The organism is Pokkaliibacter sp. CJK22405 (genome assembly GCF_046614695.1).
Taxonomy (GTDB): domain Bacteria; phylum Pseudomonadota; class Gammaproteobacteria; order Pseudomonadales; family Balneatricaceae; genus Pokkaliibacter.
Genome location: NZ_JBKKHQ010000015.1, coordinates 1 through 17,817, shown reverse-complemented (window position 1 = coordinate 17,817; position 17,817 = coordinate 1). Strand labels below are relative to the sequence as shown.

The following is a 17,817-nucleotide window of genomic DNA, read 5'->3' as shown; positions in this document are numbered from 1 at the left end:
GGACCCGAGGGACAACCCGGATGATGATACGAATCCTGCCTAAACTGGAGAAAGCCGAGCATTGGCAGAGCTTTATTCAGCGTGAGCAGCGTTATTGTTTCATCACAGAACCCGAGACGCTGGTAGATCTTCAAGCCAACCATCTGCGCATTACCTGCCTTGATCAAGGCATCCGTAATGGCCGCCAGGCAGTGAAATACAGCATTGGCGCCAAAAACAGCTCCCGCCCTATCCAGCACTTTATTGCTCACTGCCGTTATAGCCTGAGCTACATGATGTACCTGCTTGGCCAACTCGACTTCAGCAAAAGCGTTCTGGATTTCCAGGATAATGAAAGTGGCGAGATCTTCAGCATTCGCAAGTATTTTGCCCGGGAGCGAGAGATTCTCTCACCCAGCCTCCTGACTGAGCTCTCTCCGCTTGGCCATTGGCCTGAGAAATGGACCCTCGGCAGTCTGCTATCACTACTGGCAAACCGTCAGTACCACTATTTGCATACTGGCCAGCAGCAGAAAAAGCTCGATGGCATGGCGCTGCTGCTTAATATTCTGGAAAGCCCCAGCCGGTATCGCGTTCGCGGCCATGAAGACAAGTTACTGATCAGTCGTGATGGCCAGCCTTTTGCGGAAACGGCACCGCGCTTGCCGGTCAGACTGACCGCTCCGGCGCTGCCTCATAAAAAGACAGCACCGGAAATCAGCCTCAGCCAACAGCGGCTGCCTGCTCAAGGCGATAGGGACTATCTGAATTAAGCAACGCCTTTCCTGCCTCCGTCGGAAACTCCACATCCAGATCAACCACATTACCATCACGACAGACGTTGATAATGGTGTCCATGGTTGAAGACATCAGTGAATACTTGTCATCCGGCGCAGCAATCATGGCCTGCAGCCCCAGGTCAGTCATAAAGCCAAGGGAAGTCTGGGTATTGGCAGAGTCAAGCTTGTTAAAGGCCTCATCGAACAAACTAAGGCTGAAGCCGCCCACAACCTGACCTTCATGGCCTTCGCGAAGGCGGTACGTCGCCGCCAGTGCCGCAGCAATGGCCACATAGAATGGCACCTGGTGCTCACCACCTGAACCCGTCTTAATACGCTGAGTCAGAGTGGTTTTGTGATTACCTTCCAGATCCATAACATTCAGTTCGAAGTTATAGAAGTTGCGGTAATCCTGCAGAAGATGCGCCTCACCTTCATCCTGTAGCACCTGATGAATCTTCTCCAGTGCCAGCTTGTGCGGTGAGTCCTCATCAATAGCACTGTCGAACAATGAGCCAACATTGGCCTGATCCTGTCGCGAGAAGGTCTCGACCAGTTCAAGCACATCTTTTAGCTCAGGATTAGGCTGCATGGAGAAGGCATACATTTCCCGGTGGAAAGGACGCTGCTTCAGATGCTGGTTAATCTCTTTTATCAGGCCTTTGATCTTGTCGATCTGATCATTCAGGTGAGCCACAAAGTCCGAACGGAATGCAGTCTCCGCTTCCTGGCGGGCTCGTTCCGCCTGTTTCTGATAAGTCGCCAGTTCAGACTCACGCAGCAAGGTGCTCTGCTGACCCACAAAGGCCATCAGCTCTTCATGACTTGCCTCGCCGTTCAGATGAGAAACCTGATCCGCAGTGATGGTATTCGCGTGATAGCGTGCTTTGTATTCTGCAACCAGATCACGAATGCCGTTACGCTTACGCTCAGAAGACTGCAGTTCAGACTGGGCCTTACGGGCAGATTCAAAAATGATTCGCTCCAATTCTCCGACACAGCTTTCATCCAGATAATCGCGTTTTTCCTGCGCAGACTGCGCATCAAAACCTTCACGTTCAGCACAGCGCTGGCGCGCTTGACCATGTTCCTGCAATTCGTTTTCCAGTACCTCCAGGCCCGCTTCGAGTTTGATACACTCGGTTTTCAGCGATTGAAGCTTGTCCATCGCCTTGCGCTGATCGGCCTGACGGGCCTGCTGCTCCTTAATCGCCTCTTCCAGACGCTGACGTGCCGGGCCATCCTCAAGGTTACGCAACTCTTCGATACTGGTACGTAAGCCGTCCATATCAGACTCAAGCTGCAGGCGCTCATTACACAGTGCAAAAGCAGTCTCGTTATCGGCAGTCAGGCGCGTTGCCAGCTTGATGATGGATTCGCGCAGGCCTTCCAACTGCTGATGCGATTGCTCAAGGGTCTGGTATTCCGTGACCATGGTCTCGAACGCCTTACCCTGATTATCCAGTCGGCTTTCTCGCTGACCGCCACCCAGCATTGGGCTTTCTTCACGAATCGAGGTTGTAGAACCTTCGCTTTGCAACATGCAGTCCGGGGTAATCGCACGCTCCTGCTTAAGCAGCTCGGCTTCGGTTTCTACTGCAATCACACCGCCCAAAGCCCGGTTGATATATGCCTGAGCATCATCACTGCGACAGCTGACAAACTGCAATAGCGAGCGGTCATCACCACGGGACAGCCACTTACTGGTCTGGCGGGTATTCACAATTCGACAGTTCTTGAGGTGGCGACCTTTACGACGATAAAGCGTTACCGCGTCCTGCACCTTGTCGGCATCCACCATCAGCGCCTCACGGCGGCCACCCAGGAAGCTTTCAATAGCCAGACGCCATTTCTCATCCGTCACATCGACCAGCTCACACAGCGGAGTGGAGTCAATCCCATACTCGGCAAGCAAGGCGATCAGCTCCTGAGTGTTACGTTTCAGAGGCGCCTTGCCCTGCTTCATCTGATCAATCGCATCACGAGACTCCTGCAAGTCCTGCTTCATGCGATTCAGCTGAATCACGGTTTCCTGCGCTTGCGCCGCGACTTGTTGACGCACACCATCCACCTGCTTACGCAGAGCGCCGATAACTTTATCGACTTCCACCGGATGCTGCGGCCACTCAGCGGCAGCCAGACCTTCACCTTCCCGCCACAAGCCAACAGCTGTTTTCACGGTTTCCAGAAAGTTAGCAGGCAGCAGTGTTTCATATTTGGCAAAGGCGACCGTTGCACGCAGTACGTCATATTGGCTGGTCAGCTTGGCTTTCACCGAATTCATCGCGTGCTGGCGACTTTCTAGATTGGACTCCAGCGCACGAATCTTATGAATGCTGTCGGTGTTGTTGAGGCTGGCACGGTGCTCAGCCACCTGCTCCATCACCTTTTCAACCGCCGCAGACATTGCCTCAAGGCCTGCCTGCATTTCGCCTTCCTGCTCACGCAAAAGATCAAGCTTCTCAGCCGTTTCTTCTTTTTTCAGATCAGCCTGCTCAAAGCGAGCCTCATGCACCACCCACTCATACTCGCCACCATTTTTAGCATGACGTGTGCAAGCGGCATCCTGATCCTGAATCTTGTCCAGCTCTTCCAGGCGCTTGGCCACCTCACGGGTTTTCGCTTCCATCGCCCGATACTCTTCCAGCGACTTACGGAAAGCGCCGACGTGAACGATGTTCTGATCAAGAACGTATTCCCGGATGAAACGCGTTGGGCTATCAATAGGAGAAAACTTGATGGCGTTTTTGAAGTTCTTAACAAACTTGTCTTCATCATTCGGGAAGTTAGGATCATGGCTCAGATGCACCATAACCTGCTTGAGGAAATGACGAGCACGCTTCTCAATAACCATGCCTTCACAGCGATTACGCAATGACTCGCGCACTTCATCCCAGCTGCGCGGAATGCGCCCGCCGTCCTGACGAACCGTAAAGTCATCCAGGCAAATGGAGAAGTTCGGCAGAATAAAACGCCCCAGAATGTCTTCGTCGGGATTCGACAGCGAGGTAGTCAGAGCCATACCCATCGCGGTCTCTTCACCGGTCTGCTGATCCTTGAAGCTCAGCGCCAGATAAGTGATGGCATCTTCACGATGATGCTTACGACCTGAAGCGTCAGTTTCATCCAGATAACCCAGGCAGTAGGTGCGCAGGCTACGTTCACTGCGTTCACCGGCACTGGCGTTAAAGCTGAGCCACTGTTTATTACCACCCATCAGCACCGTTTGCACAGCATCCAGAATGGAGGACTTCCCCGAGCCGTTAGGTCCAACGATTGCAACATTACCACGCACCGGGATTTCAACGGCGCCCAGCATGTACCAGTTAACCAGAACAATGCGATTAAGCTGTTTCATCGTCTTCCCCGTTTTCGTCGTCACTGAGCTCATCGCTGGTAGCGGACTGAGCAACAGCTTCGGCCTTAACCTTGGTGGTATTGTCTTCGTCAGAATCACTCTCAGCGTCATCAGAAGCGGAAGCCTCATCAGTTTTAACCGTTTTAGAAACGCCATCCTCATCACTGATCAACTGCTCCAGCTGACCAAGATAATCCTCAACCACTACCTGTCGAATCACAGGCTGGATCACTAAGGTGAAGTTTTTCGGGTCAGTCTCGTGAGGCTTACCCCGCTCAATAATGCCGTGGCGGGCAAACAGCGCGAGAATGTCCTTCATTCGCGTTTCGTTGGGCAATTCTTTGCTGGTCAGGTGCTCAAAGCTTTGCAACAGTTTATCGAGATCCACATAAGCCCTGCCTGACTCGACCTCAAAGCTTTCCAGTTTCTCTTCATACAGTTGACGCATCACCAGCAAGAAGAGTGACTCATCGAGTTTAAGGCGCAATGTACGCTCATCTTCACCAGGCAGAATACCGACAAACGCCTCATCCGCCTGATACACCAGATTCCAGCCAATAGCCTCGAACAGGTTGCGGAAATACTCCAGATGCTCTGTCACCAGAAAATAGTGGCTGCGCTGGCTGGTTTTCTCGGCATAGAGAAACTGATTCGCAATCAGTTGTTTTGCCGCCAGGATGAAGTCATCGGCTTCATGGTTTTCGGCCTTGCGGGCCGCTTTGACGAGATCACCCAGCATCAATTGATCCTTTCAATAACAAAGTCGCGGCACTCTACCATCCCGCCAACGCAGGTGTAGGTTTCCTTGAACTGAATTCGATAAAGCTGACTTAGCTGCTTGCCCTGTTTACCCATGGACATCATGTGACGGACATAACTAAAGCAGACGTAATCCTCAATACTGTCTATCGCAAAGTCCTTGGCATCTATCCGTGCCTTGCTGGCCAGCTGCGTTTCAAGATAAGCACCTACTTTTTCTGCGGACACTTCTCGACGCGCTTTAAAGGATTTGAAACGTTCGCGCAGAGCCAGAACTTCGGGGTCAATCGCTTGCTGGCGAATAACCCGGGGAGGCGGTACAGGACGACGGCGCGGCGGAACCCGAACCGAGCGGGGCGAGATAAAGGCCGGCTGATTAAGCGTCCCGATAGCGGGAATCGTTTCTTCGTCATGCTCACTGACCGCCGTAATCAGGCGCTGCAGATAAGCTGACAGTCCCGGTGTGGTTTTATCCATGTAGCGCACGGTATCGGCTACACGTTTTTCCAGACGGAAGCGGAAATCATCAATGATCGATAGCCGTTCATCCACCGAGTCAAAAATACGGATCACACGGGTAATATGCTTGTGAACCAGATTCTGGGACTCGACATAACTCAGGCCGAGCTGCTCCTGATAGTGGCGAGCAAGCGCGGCCAGTTTGGGAGGATCAAACTGCAAATCACGCAGTTGTGCCAAAATCTGACGGCGGAAGCGGAAAGGGTTGTTCTGGGTCTTCAGGGTCTTATAGTCGGCAACCAGAATGCGCTCAACAAACTCCTCAAAGAAACCCTTCAGAATACGTTTGGGATCGTTGGTCGCGGCAATACTGCGACGAAGTTCACGAAGCCCAAGCAGCATATCGGTCAAATGCGCACTGAATTGAGCGGCGGTGGCCGCTGCCTCCTGAAGCGCCAATCCACGATGCTCAGGATCATTAATGGCAAATTCGACGGAACTCAGCACATTGAGAATGGTACCGCCGTAACTGCGTTTGGCCTGACGAGCAACGCTCACCAGAGCTCTCAGAGTGAAACTCACCGCCGGAGCCATTAGTACAAAGGTGCGGTAAAGCTTGGTCTCTTCTTCCAGCCAGCCGGTTTGAATCAGGCGACGATAGATGCGCCCGGCGGTTTCCGGCACGGAACGAACACTGTCGCCCTCGCCTTCCTGCTCCGGCACCCAGTGGCGAAAACCATGGCGCACGATGGCCTCTTCAATACTGGAGCGCACCAGATCACGCGGAATAAAGGGATCAACCGAATCCTCGTCAAAAAAGACATCAGCCAACTCCAGCAACACGGTCTGGTATATGGCTTTGTTGCTCCCGGAAAGGGGAGCAAAGAGTTCATCCGGCAGGTGATTGAACAGCATTGCAGGCTCTCAGTTTGGGGGAGTCATTCTCGCTCCCGCACGCGACAGAGGGATGAATGTGCATCCTGGCGATTTACCGCCTGAAGACCAGGTCAGCTAAACGGCTAACGATAACGGATTCAGGGGCAATTGGCTACGTCTTGAGGCAGACGACAGCTCCGATGAAATCGCCTTAGAATTCAGCCAGATACCTCATAGGCGCCAGCGGTGGCACGAGAGCTTCGACGCCGTCTGGGCGCGCTGTTTTCATCGGAAGAGGCCTTGCCAGTGCGCCGTGGTGAGCGTGGTTTTGACGGCTCTGACGCACCTGCCACATCACTCCCCGCTTTCTTTCGACTAGCGCCTTTTCGCCAGGACGCCTTTTTCCCTTTAGCACCATAAGCGGGCTTGGTGGATTGGCTCAATACCGGCACTGGCTGCTGCTGAATCTGGCTGATCAATCGGGAGATCCAGCGCCCCTGGTGCTGCAAAAACTCATCCAGTGGCAATGCGCCCTCCTCCACCATTGAGAGGCCACGTTCCCACCGCGCAGTCAGGATAGGGCTGGTCAATGCTGGTAATAACCAGTCCACGATCTGGCGACCAAAGTCACTGCTACGCAGCTGTTTCCCCTGACGATAGAGGTAACCACGATCAATGAGCAGTTCAATAATGGAGGCGCGCGAACTTTCCTCTCCAATACCTTTCGCTTCTTTCAGGCGCTCGCGTAATTCAGGATCATCCACTTGCTTGGCGATTTGCGTCATTGCCGCGATAAGGGTGCCATCGGTGTAATAGTCAGGTGGTTCTGTTTCGTGGCTGCGAACCTCGGCCTGTGTGCAACTTCCCTGATCTCCGGCCTGAAGCTGCTGCCAGCCGGGTATCCAGTCATCAGACAGCGCAGGTTTTTCAAGCGCTCGCCACCCCATCTGCTCAACCTGTCTCCCCTTGGACAAAAAGGAGTGGCCTGCCACCTCGGTGACCAGCTCCCAGCGCCGAACTTCCAGTGCCGGACAGAACTGCATTAGCCAGCGCGCTGCACATGCCAAATAAAGTGTGAGCTCCATATTGCTGAGTTTTTCCAGTGAAGGGCGAACACCGGTGGGAACAATCGCTGTGTGTTCGCCAACTTTACTGTCGTTATAGGCGCGAGGTTTCAGTGACGCATTCACCATCGACCAATGCTCTGAAAAGTCAGAAATGCCCGAAATCGCCTGCATTTGCCGCGGGACATCCGCAAGCTGGGCTGAACTCAAGTATTCACAGTCCGTTCTTGGGTAAGTGAGTAGCTTGTGCTTTTCATAGAGAGACTGCAGTGCATCCAGCGTCGACTTCGCAGAAAACCCAAAACGCTTGGAGGCCAGCGCCTGCAATTTGGAGAGAGAAAAAGGTAACGGCGGTGGCGTTCTTTTGACGGGTGAGTCACTTTGCTTAAGGATGGCAGACTGACCAACAATAGCGGCACGTGGCGCCTCTGTTAGCCTGACATCCAACAGATGCCCCTGCTCATCCAGCAGCGCTTCCGGAGCCTGCCATTGTCCCCAGTAACGGACTCCCTTAATCAGAAACTCGGCCTCAAGTGAGTAGTGTTCAACCTTAGTAAAAGACTCGATCAGGCGATCACGGGTAACGACCAGCGCCAGTGTAGGCGACTGCACACGCCCAACACTGACGAGCGAGCCTTTGCCACTGCCCGTGCTTGGCGCTGTTTTTCTGGCCATGACGGTATAGGCACGTGAGAAGTTCATACCGACAAGCCAGTCGGAAAACTGCCTTGCTTTGGCAGCGGCAAGCAAGGGGTCAAAATCGCTACCGGGCCTCAGGTTCGCCAGCGCTTTCTTTAGAACGGGTAACTCCAGGCTGTGATGCCAGAGACGAAATAAAGGGCCACGCCAGTTCATTTCCTCCAACAACTCACGAATAAGCAGCTCCCCCTCTCGCCCGGTATCGCCAGCATTGACGACCTCACACGCCTGTTTGAGGCAGCGTCGAATCACTGTCAGCTGTTTACTGACACCTTTTCGGGGCTGACGCTGCCAATCGGTGGGCAGCATGGGAAGCGTATCCAATTTCCAGTGTTTCCATTCACTGAAATAGTTTTCCGGGGAAGCAAGCTCGTACATGTGACCAAAAAGCCAGCTGACAACCCAACCGTTTCCTTCGATCAGACCATCACCCGTTTTTCCACCACCGAGTGCTTTAGCCACTTCCCGGCCCAGGGAGGGTTTTTCACATAAGTACAGGCGCATACCCACCTCTTTTATTGGATGGATATACAGTACTTAGATTCAAAGAATGACTCAAGCGTCGTTCGCGGGCAACGCTGTCAAAGGCTTGCAGAATCGCTCTTTCGCTTTCTGCACTTTGGATCGGAGCTGCAATACTTGCTGGTGCCGCTCAAACCCTTCCAGATGAGAGCCGGCGGTAAAGAATCCGGGGAATTCTGCCTGACCTTCGAGCATCGCAATGCATTGATCCACCAGCGCCTGACCAAATACTCGTATCAGAATTCCGCGGTAGGACTCCAGAGAACGATGCAAATCACGATCAAGTTGCCAAAGAATATTCAGGCAGCGATAGCGGCGAATGCGACTCGTCGGCAGCGGCAAACTCAGGATCACTTTAAGATCATCCTCCAGCTGCTCACGCTCGCCCAAACTAAGGTTGATCAGTAGACGCAACTCGGCATAAGAAAGCTGATCCCAGGATGAATCGGTATCAGCAAGAACCCCTATCACCCCGGCCATTAGTGAACCAGGAGATAATTCCAGATCCTCAAGCTGATCGAGTAACTCACGCCTTTCACTGGCACTAAGATCAGGCAGGCTGAGTAGCGCCGGCCGAAGAACATAGCCCCGATTGTCATTACGTTGCATCAGGCGCGATACCGGATGAACTTCACTCATGCCAGGCACGATAATCCGGCAGGCAGGCACTCCCATGAAATCGTAGTCAGCGATGTAAATGTCCATATCAACGCGATGGATCAAATCACACAGATGCTCAAATTGCAGCGTGGAGCTTCCCGGAATATCCCAGTCAACAAAGTGGTAGTCATGCTTCTCACTGAACAGATCCCAGCTGACGCAGCCGGTAAAACGACTAAAATGCGCATCCAGGTTGGCTTGCTCTGCCACACGATTAAGGTCAAAAGTCGGCTCTGGAAGATTATTAAGACTCTCCAGAGTCCGGCCCTGTAGCTGCTCAGTAAAAGCCCGCTCAAGTGCTGTCTGGAAACGAGGGTGTGCGCCAAAACAAGAGAAGCACCCGCCCGTCACCGGATGCAGAAGGTTAACGTTAATCAGCGGAAAACGGCCATTCAGCGAAGCATCTTTAACCTCGACGATCCAGCCTTTGCTTTCCAGTTCGGATTTCATTTCCAGAATATGTGGATAGCGAGCCAGCACAGGCTTCGGCACCGGTGGCAGGCTAATCCCATCCGTGATGATGGTGGTTTTGATGTGGCGCTCAAAAATCTCTGATAATGCCTGTACACGGGCAGCATCCCGATCGTTACCCACCGCCATCCCATTGCCGACATAGAGATTGCTGATGATATTAACGGGGATCCAGACTCGCTGTTGCTGTCGCTGGCGCGTAAAAGGCAAGGCACAAAGGCCGCGTTTTCGATTACCGCTACCATTGTCCACCAGCTCTTCCGGAGTCATATGATGGCTGAGGTTGTAATGGGCCAGCATGGCCTCATCCAGCAAACCGCTGGGCCAGGCGCCGTCCTCGAAAGGAAACCATTTCTCATGCGGGTTGTAGACAAACTCTTCATCACAGGCCGATGCAGATAAATACAGGCCATTGAAGAAATAATTACAGCTCAAACGCTCCAGCATCTCCCCCATGGCAGAAACCAAAGCTGCTGTCTGGCTAATACCTTTGCCGTTCGCCACCAGCTGAGGGCATTCACTAATACCGACGCGTACTGACCACACATTCGCAATCGGATGGTTCCATCCAGAGACAACAAGACTGAAACCGCGCTCAGCAAGCACCGTTTCCATGAACTTTCTGACCTCTTCCAGATCAGTCATCGCAGCCAGTTGTGATGTAACCACCATAAGTCAAAACTCTTGTCAGCACGCCAAACCATACTACCCCAGTCGAATCAGTGCGCCTATGACCAAGAAGCAGACAAAAGCAGTACTTTTGTGTGAGATCAGTATGTTTTAGCCATGTTCAGATCGGCACAATGACTTCGAAGTTTCATACCGGTGTCACGTTACTCTGTCAGGCTCCATTCCATAATTCAAAGGCCATGTCAGGCGGGCTTTTTTGTTACGCCTCTTGCGTGGGTTTAAATCCGCCCTCAAGAGGCATAATTCGTCAAAAATTGCTGTGACTCACGCTGTTGCGATTCCGGCATTTTTAGGCACTGTCCTGGAATCAGGCTCAATACCAGAATGCTCTGTTGTGGGGAGTGATGAAGATCACTGACAGGGTGCGCTTCGGTGTTAGCAGATTGTCGTTTCCTACGGTTTAGCTGCGTTGGGCGTTAGCTTGCTTATTCGCCAGTAAGCACCTTAGGGCAATGCCATCACTAACAATGACAAAAAGGAGTGGCCTACCATGTCGACTAACACCTCCGATTCCTCCTCCAAGCTGAAAAAAATCGCGGTTCTCGCCTTGGGTTACCAACAGTATGAAGTTCACGGCTGTTATCCCAAGGGAAGTCGCCAACCCAGCCATTACCGGATCTGCGAAGCTGGGCAGCTAAAGCATGACTGGCGCGATGTAGATACCTTCCCAAGCCACCGGACCTTGCGTCGACTCTTTGATTAATCTGATCGACGAGACAGACAATCCTTAAAACGCTTTAAATAATAATCATACGTTTGATATTTGAAACAGGCTTGAGGGTAGTGGTAGAATGCTGCCCATCTTGCTGCCTGATGGCATACACCGGTAGCGAGTGTCTTCACAGGTTTGGAGGGTAGGAAGCACCTACCCTTATTTTTTGCCTGTTCTTTACTGCTTTTTCCTGCCTCTCCCCAATCTTCCTCAGGCGTAACAGCCATCTTTTTTATAGATATTGTTCAGAATCAAGCTGTTACCTTTCTTAGCAGATCTCACGCATTTACTTACTTGCCAGTCTCATCGGCTTATGCTTTTCTAAAGCTACAAACACATCACAAAGGAGTTACCACTTAGTTAAAACTTTCAGGATGATCTGAGTTTCAGATCCTTGTTCAAGCGTACAGGAGGCACATGATGCAAGTCCGCATTAGCAATCTTAACGATGCCAAACTCTCCACCGCCGTGCGTGAACGTCTCATGCAAAAACTGATTCAGCATACTGGCTTGGAAGATCATATTCTCGATCTCCACGTGACCCTGACTCAGGATGGTCGAATGACCTGCATTGAGGCCAAGCTGCAATCTGACCAAGGTCGTTACTTCGCCAAAGCAAGCGGCGAAAATCTTTATCAGGCCATCGACCATCTGGGAGAGAAAGTACGTAAGCAAGCCGAGAAAAAACGCCGTCTGGTTGAACCCAAACGCGCCTGTGGCATGAAACGCGTCCCCGTACCGGACATGACCCCCGCTATTTCGGCAGTCGCAATTAACTAAGTCATCACACTTATTACATCGCTGACATTACAATCTGCGATCATTGATTCTGAAAGCCTCGCCTAATAAGCGGGGCTTTTTCATTTGTGAGCTTACCCTCGTCTGTACCCATCCAGACACTTAGAACCAAATTCTTTTACCCCCTTTGTCTTCCATTCTTTTTCAGGGCATAAAAAAAACCGCCATACGAGATGGCGGTTTTTTAGGTCAGCGAATCGATCAGGTGTGATCGACCACCAACTGCTGGTTATTCAGCATATGGCTGATGATCTCGGCATCCGAGCTACCGGCAGAGCTGATGTCCACATTCTTCAGCGTAATGACCTGATCTGCATCAGAGTGATCAGAAGTAGTGAACTTACCTTCTGTACTGACGTAAACCACCGTATCGGTATCGGACTTCTCGAAGTGCAGATACTGAGTCAGATCCTGACCTTGGGTATCCGGCAGCAAGTCAGACAGATCCAGAACATCGTGGTTCTCAGCGGTAGCAGAAGCGGTGAGGTTAAAGTCAGCAACAACATCCACAGATGCATTGCCTACTGTTCCCTGATCACCCTGCTGCCAAACGAAGGTATCGCTACCCTGGCCGCCATGCAGAATGTCATCACCTTTACCACCGATCAGAGTGTCATCACCACCCTGTCCGTAAATGATGTCGTTACCATCACCACCGGAAAGAATGTCATTTCCGCCATTGGTCTGACTATCATCATTCAGGCTATCAGCATTGTTCATGATGTAGTTTCTGAGCTCATCATCAGTCGGTGCTGTACCGCCCTTGAGTTCAGTCAGATAATCCACCAGACCATCATAGCCCATGCCATCGTGAGTACCGGCCGCATGACCAGTCCAGCTCAGATGATCTGAGTTCACACTGTCACCGAAGATAATGTCATCACCATCACCACCGCTGATGGTGTCAGAGCCCATATCCTTAGCGATCGTGACGGTCAATGCTCCCTGAAGAACTGCAGTCAGATCCGTTGCATCATGAGAGTCCGCCACATAATCCGGCGTACCATCACTATCAAACTGAGTCAGCACTGCGCCCGCCGTTGATCCGGAGGCGATGCCCATGCCCACCGCATTCACGGTAACACCGCTGGATACCAGGTTGTTATACGCCTGATGTCCTTCCAGGTAAGCCTCGTAATCGTTGTAGCTTACACCACCAGTCGTGTTGGTGTAGGCCTTAGGCTCGCCATCCGTCAGGAAGAACGCGGTATTACTGTAGTCAGCGGAGGCGGTGTAACCCTCTGCTGTCTGCGAAGCAAACCAGTTGTTAGAGACGGTAAAGGCCGCTTCATAGTTCGTTGTGTTGCCAGTGACCAGAGCCGTTACCGCAGCCTGGGCTGCCGCCAGATCTGTCGTATCAAAGCCATCAATCTGCAGTACCTGATGAGCAACACCAGCAAAGGCGGTGATCTGGATGTTTACCGCACCTTCATAGTTTGCCAGCTGGCTCAGCAGAGAGTTCACGGCAGTCTTCATGTTAGTCAGGCGATCACCTTTCATGCTGCCTGATACATCAAGAATCAGGGAGATGTTGTAGTTCGCATAACCACTGGTGGTGGTAGTCACACCGCCGGTATCACCGACGATAACATCCGAGCCCAGAGAGCCTGTGATATTGGCATCGACGTTGGCATCAACCGTCAGCCCACCTTTGGCGACTGTGACGCCGAGGTTCAGGTTCGCTGATGAGGTATCACCATCGTTATCCGTCAGCGTGAAGGAGACAGACTCGCTGTACTTCCCTTCGGCCAGACCGGGCGTTGGCGTGTAGTCGTAGCTACCTGTTTCCATATTCACAGTCAGCGTGCCGTACTGACCTTCGATGCTCAGCTCACTGCAGGAATCATCAAAGTCAGCCGTACTACCATCACTGGTGGAGATCGTCTTGGTATCGGCATCGTAGGTGTAGGTCACGCCGTCCATCGTCAATGACAAGACGTTACCACCATCCGCACCGAACCCGCCTTCTGCCAGGTTGCCAGTACCTTCTTTGACAGTGATGGTGCTAACCACAAAGTTCAGCAGGTCACCGATTGAACCCAAACCCACGGACAGCATGTTGCTGGCTGTAACGCCATCAAAGGCAATGCTATCCATGTAGCTGTTGGACACACCCAGCGCGTAAGCAGTGATGCTGTTCTGGATCAGGAAGTTCTGCCAGTCAGATACTTCCTGACCAATCAGCCCCAGCGTGCCGGTGTTGTTATCTTCGTTGGGTTCACCATCGGAGATGAAGTACAGCACGTTCTGCGCATCCGTCAGCATCTTGTCGGCGTTAGCACCGGTATAGAGCGCTTCAATAGAGGCTACTGCGGAGTCATAGTCCGTACCACCATTCGCCTGCAGTTGAGCAATGATGGATTTGGCGGTTACAAGATCCACCCAGGCATCGCCATCAATCTGACTATCAGAGGCAAAGGCCACGATAGAGATGCGGACGTTGCCGGCTTCCTCACCGTACTGATCAATCAGCTTGCTAATGACCTGCTGCGCAGCATCCAGACGCGAGTTGTAGCCATCGACGTCGTTGGAGTTCATCGAGCCAGAGATATCAATTGCCAGCGTGATGTTGATATTTGCAGGCGTAGAGTACGCCATGGCGGACTGATCCACTGCCACAGGAGAGTCATCCTCCACCGATAGAGCAATGGAGCCCTGAGACACAACACCAGTCGTTGATGTTGCGGTGACACCGATATTCAGTGCCAGAGCATCTTCAGTGGTGGTATCCGCATGATCCAGTGCACCTTTAAGCTCAACATGATACTGACCATCATTATTAAGCGTGACAGTCGCAATGGTTTCACTGCCGGCTTTACCCACCAGAGTGTGGCCATCACTGGAGACATACCAGGTGACAGGCACACCATTGGAGGTATAGGCCGTTGTTGGGGCACTGAGTGACAAGGTAATGTCACTGGTCAGAGCATCGCCACCATTCATGGTCAACTGGCCAGAGGCCTCGGTCGCATTGGTGGTATCCGGAGAGCCGGTGTTATCGGCATTACCAGTATGCAGTCCTTCCTCAGACAGGCTGATCGTACCCAGTGTATCCAGCTTGAAGCTGTCAACGATGGTGCCTTTAGCGCTGGCATCGTTCAGATCCATACCGTTAGTGGCCGCATCAGTGACCGATACAGTGAACTTCTCAAGACCTTCGTAGTTGCCATCATCAGCCGCAACCAGTGTCAGCTCTGCGGAGGTGACGCCTGCAGGGAATGTAACGTTGCCAGTATAAGCATTGGCAGAGGCATCCCAGGTCAACGTCGTCGACTTGCCATCGACCATGACGGTGATGCTGGAAGCATCATTGCCATCAATACCCGCTGTCGTTCCGCGTGGAGCAACGCTCACCACCATGGTGGTGTCATACGCACTTGGATTACTCATGGAGATGGCGAACACCGCATTTTGCTGTGTACCTGAACCGTCTTCCTCGACAGCACGTGCCTGGACCGCCGTCACAGAGATAACACTGATGTCATCATCAATAATGGTGGCCGTAGCGGTGTCATGATCACCCGCACGAATATCTTCAAAGCCACCACCCGTCACACTGGTGATAGAGACGTTAACAATCTCGTCGCCTTCGACCAGATTGTCATCGATCGCATAGAGATCGAAGGTCGCTGTCTGCTGTCCAGCAGCGATGGTCACGGTATGAGTGGAAGTGAAGTCAGTGCCATCGATAGCAACGCCGCTGTAGGTCAGCTGCACGGTGACATCTTCGGTGGGCACCTGATCCAGAGTTACGGTAAAGGTACCGGTATCGCCTTCACGAATTTGCGATGCATCATAAGTGAAGCGATCGATCTCCATGTTGACGTCGTTAAAGTCGAAGTCTCCACCACCAATCAGATCTTCCCAGTTGGAGTTACCCAGCTCGGCAAGCGCATCCATGACGTAGTTCACGCCAGCGGCATTCAGGTCAGAATTAGAGAAGAGCACGGCGCCAGACAATGCCACACCGCCTGCAAAGGCGACCCAGTTACCATCGCTGTCCTTACTGAAAGTCAGCTCGGCATCAGCACTCAGGCTGGCATTCAGGTTAAAGCCGTTGGGGATGATGAAGTAGCCAACTTTGTCAGCATCAACACCGGTGATCTCTTTGGTCACACCAATATCCGCCTTAACGTTGGCGAACAGGATCTCACCCGTCTGTGGCGTGCCGTCATCGGACATCACGTAGTAGCCAAAGGTGTTACTGAAGGCCGCAGTCACATCACCCATATTGGTGACAGTAATACCTTCCGACTCACCAGGACCGTAGATATTAACCAGTGCGGTCTGGTCATCAGGAGTCACCGGCGTGGTTTCATCGACAATCGCAGTGGTGACAGAACCCTCTGCACCAGCACGAACATCCTCGAAGCCACCGCCGCTGATGTTACCAACAGAGATGACTACATTTTCGGAGCCTTCCGCGTAATTGTCATCGATGGTGGCCAGGTTGAAATCAACACTGGTAGTACCCGCAGCGATAACGACAGAAGTCACGGCCGTGTAGTCAGAACCATCCGTTGCTGTACCGCTGTAGGTCAGCTGCACAGTGACGTCGGTGGTTGGGGTCTGGCTAAGAGACACAGTGAAGGTACCGCTTTCACCTTCAGTGATCTGGTCAGGTCCGGCGATGCTGACAAGCGCAGTCTGGTCATCCGGATCTGTCGGAACCGACTCATCCAGAATCTTGGTGGTCACGCTGTCATCAGCGCCTGCAGAAATCGCAGTGATGGAGCCAGCACTAATGTTGCCCAGCGTCACCGTGAAGTTCTCGCAATTTTCGGCGATGTTGTCATCGATCGTTGCGATATCGAAATCGACACTGGTACTGCCAGCGGCAATGGTGACACTGGCCACGGACGTGTAATCCGTGCCATCAGTCGCAGTACCGGTATACACCAGCTGCACGACCACATCGTTGGCCACCGGATTGGTCAGAGAAATGGTATAGACACCACTGTCTCCTTCTGTGATTTCATCAGGTCCAGAGATGGAAACCACAGCTGCATCATTATCGACGATGGTTGCTGTCGCAGAGTTATTCGCCCCCGCTTCCACCGCTTCGAAGCCACCACCTGAGATCGTACCGATAGAGACAGTGACGATTTCATCACCCTCTACCAGATTGTCATCGATGGCATAAAGATCAAACGTCGCCGTTTGCTGTCCGGCAGCAATCGTCACCGTATGAGTCGCGGTGAAGTCAGTACCGTCTTCAGCAACGCCGGAGTAAACCAGCTCAACAGTCACATCTTCCGTTGGCGTCTGATCCAGCGTCACAGTGAAGGTGCCACTTCGGCCCTCAGGAATAGAGTCTGCCTGGTAGGTCGAACGGTCGATCTGCATGTTAACGTCATTAAAGTCGTTATCACCGCCCCCTGGAGTGTCTTCCCAGTTGGAGTTGCCCGTGGCGCTGCTGTCCTTAACGTAGGACTGACCGTTTGCATTCAGAGAAGATTCAGAGAACAGCACCTGTCCGGAGAGCGCAACACCATCAGCGTAGGCAGTCCAGGTTCCATCACTGTTTTTCGTAAAGGTCAGCTCGGCGCCATCGGCCAGGCTTGAGTTCAGCGCAGCACCGTTGGAGATGATGAAGTAACCGACTTTGTCAGCATCAACACCTTCAATGTCCTTAGTGACGCCAACTTCCTGACGAACACTGGAGAACAGCACTTCGCCGGATACGGGATTACCGTCGTCATCCATCACGAAGTAACCGAAGGTGTTGTTATAGCCCGCGTTGGAATGGCCCATGTTGGTGACATGCAGCGTATCCAGTTCGCCAGGACCATAGATATTGACGTGCGCTGGGTTAGTCGGAACCGTCTCATCGACGATATTAGTCGTTACAGCATTGTCAGAGCCGGCGCCAATCTGTTCAAAACCACCACCAGTAATCGAGCCCAGAGTAATCGTCAGGTCTTCGCTGCCTTCGGCCAGGTTGTCATCGATGGTGGAGAGATCGAAGTCCACGCTGGTGCTGCCGGCGGG

Annotated in this window: 9 protein-coding genes; 3 read left to right on the top strand and 6 right to left on the bottom strand. The window is 52.5% G+C overall.

Annotated features, from left to right (window positions below; genetic code table 11):
- Positions 1-20: 20 nt before the first annotated feature.
- Positions 21-752 (top strand): hypothetical protein, encoded by a 732-nt coding sequence (locus tag ACKC9G_RS11375; RefSeq protein ID WP_411405391.1) that lies wholly within the window; start codon positions 21-23, stop codon positions 750-752.
- Here ACKC9G_RS11375 and ACKC9G_RS11370 read toward each other — a convergent pair.
- The 5 genes from ACKC9G_RS11370 to ACKC9G_RS11350 form a co-directional block, all read right to left on the bottom strand.
- The gene (locus ACKC9G_RS11370) at positions 703-4,116 is read right to left on the bottom strand and encodes an SbcC/MukB-like Walker B domain-containing protein (RefSeq protein ID WP_411405389.1); all 3,414 of its coding nucleotides are present in this window, start codon (positions 4,114-4,116) and stop codon (positions 703-705) included. The two genes, ACKC9G_RS11375 and ACKC9G_RS11370, sit on opposite strands and share 50 nt — an antisense overlap.
- Positions 4,103-4,855, bottom strand: a complete 753-nt coding sequence (locus tag ACKC9G_RS11365; RefSeq protein ID WP_411405387.1) for a DUF4194 domain-containing protein — start codon at positions 4,853-4,855, stop codon at positions 4,103-4,105. The genes ACKC9G_RS11370 and ACKC9G_RS11365 overlap by 14 nt, the downstream gene beginning before the upstream one ends.
- Entirely contained in the window at positions 4,855-6,249 is a 1,395-nt protein-coding gene (locus ACKC9G_RS11360; protein WP_411405385.1) for a Wadjet anti-phage system protein JetA family protein, read from the bottom strand. The genes ACKC9G_RS11365 and ACKC9G_RS11360 overlap by 1 nt, the downstream gene beginning before the upstream one ends.
- A 179-nt stretch (positions 6,250-6,428) precedes the next feature.
- Positions 6,429-8,477 (bottom strand): DNA topoisomerase 3, encoded by a 2,049-nt coding sequence (locus ACKC9G_RS11355; protein ID WP_411405383.1) that lies wholly within the window; start codon positions 8,475-8,477, stop codon positions 6,429-6,431.
- A gap of 51 nt (positions 8,478-8,528) precedes the next feature.
- Positions 8,529-10,298 carry a YcaO-like family protein gene (locus tag ACKC9G_RS11350; protein ID WP_411405381.1) on the bottom strand — a complete coding sequence of 590 codons (1,770 nt, stop codon included), beginning with the start codon at positions 10,296-10,298 and terminating at the stop codon, positions 8,529-8,531.
- A 508-nt stretch (positions 10,299-10,806) separates the two neighbouring features.
- Between ACKC9G_RS11350 and ACKC9G_RS11345 the strand changes: the two genes are divergently transcribed.
- Both ACKC9G_RS11345 and ACKC9G_RS11340 read left to right on the top strand, forming a co-directional pair.
- A complete protein-coding gene (locus ACKC9G_RS11345) occupies positions 10,807-11,019 on the top strand; it encodes a hypothetical protein (protein WP_411405379.1) in 213 nt (70 codons plus the stop codon).
- Between the two features lie 426 nt (positions 11,020-11,445).
- The gene (locus ACKC9G_RS11340; RefSeq protein ID WP_411405377.1) at positions 11,446-11,808 is read left to right on the top strand and encodes an HPF/RaiA family ribosome-associated protein; all 363 of its coding nucleotides are present in this window, start codon (positions 11,446-11,448) and stop codon (positions 11,806-11,808) included.
- Between the two features lie 219 nt (positions 11,809-12,027).
- Here the strand turns inward: ACKC9G_RS11340 and ACKC9G_RS11335 are convergent, their stop codons facing one another.
- On the bottom strand, positions 12,028-17,799 hold the full coding sequence (locus ACKC9G_RS11335) for an immunoglobulin-like domain-containing protein (protein ID WP_411405375.1): 5,772 nt from the start codon (positions 17,797-17,799) through the stop codon (positions 12,028-12,030).
- Positions 17,800-17,817: the final 18 nt, after the last annotated feature.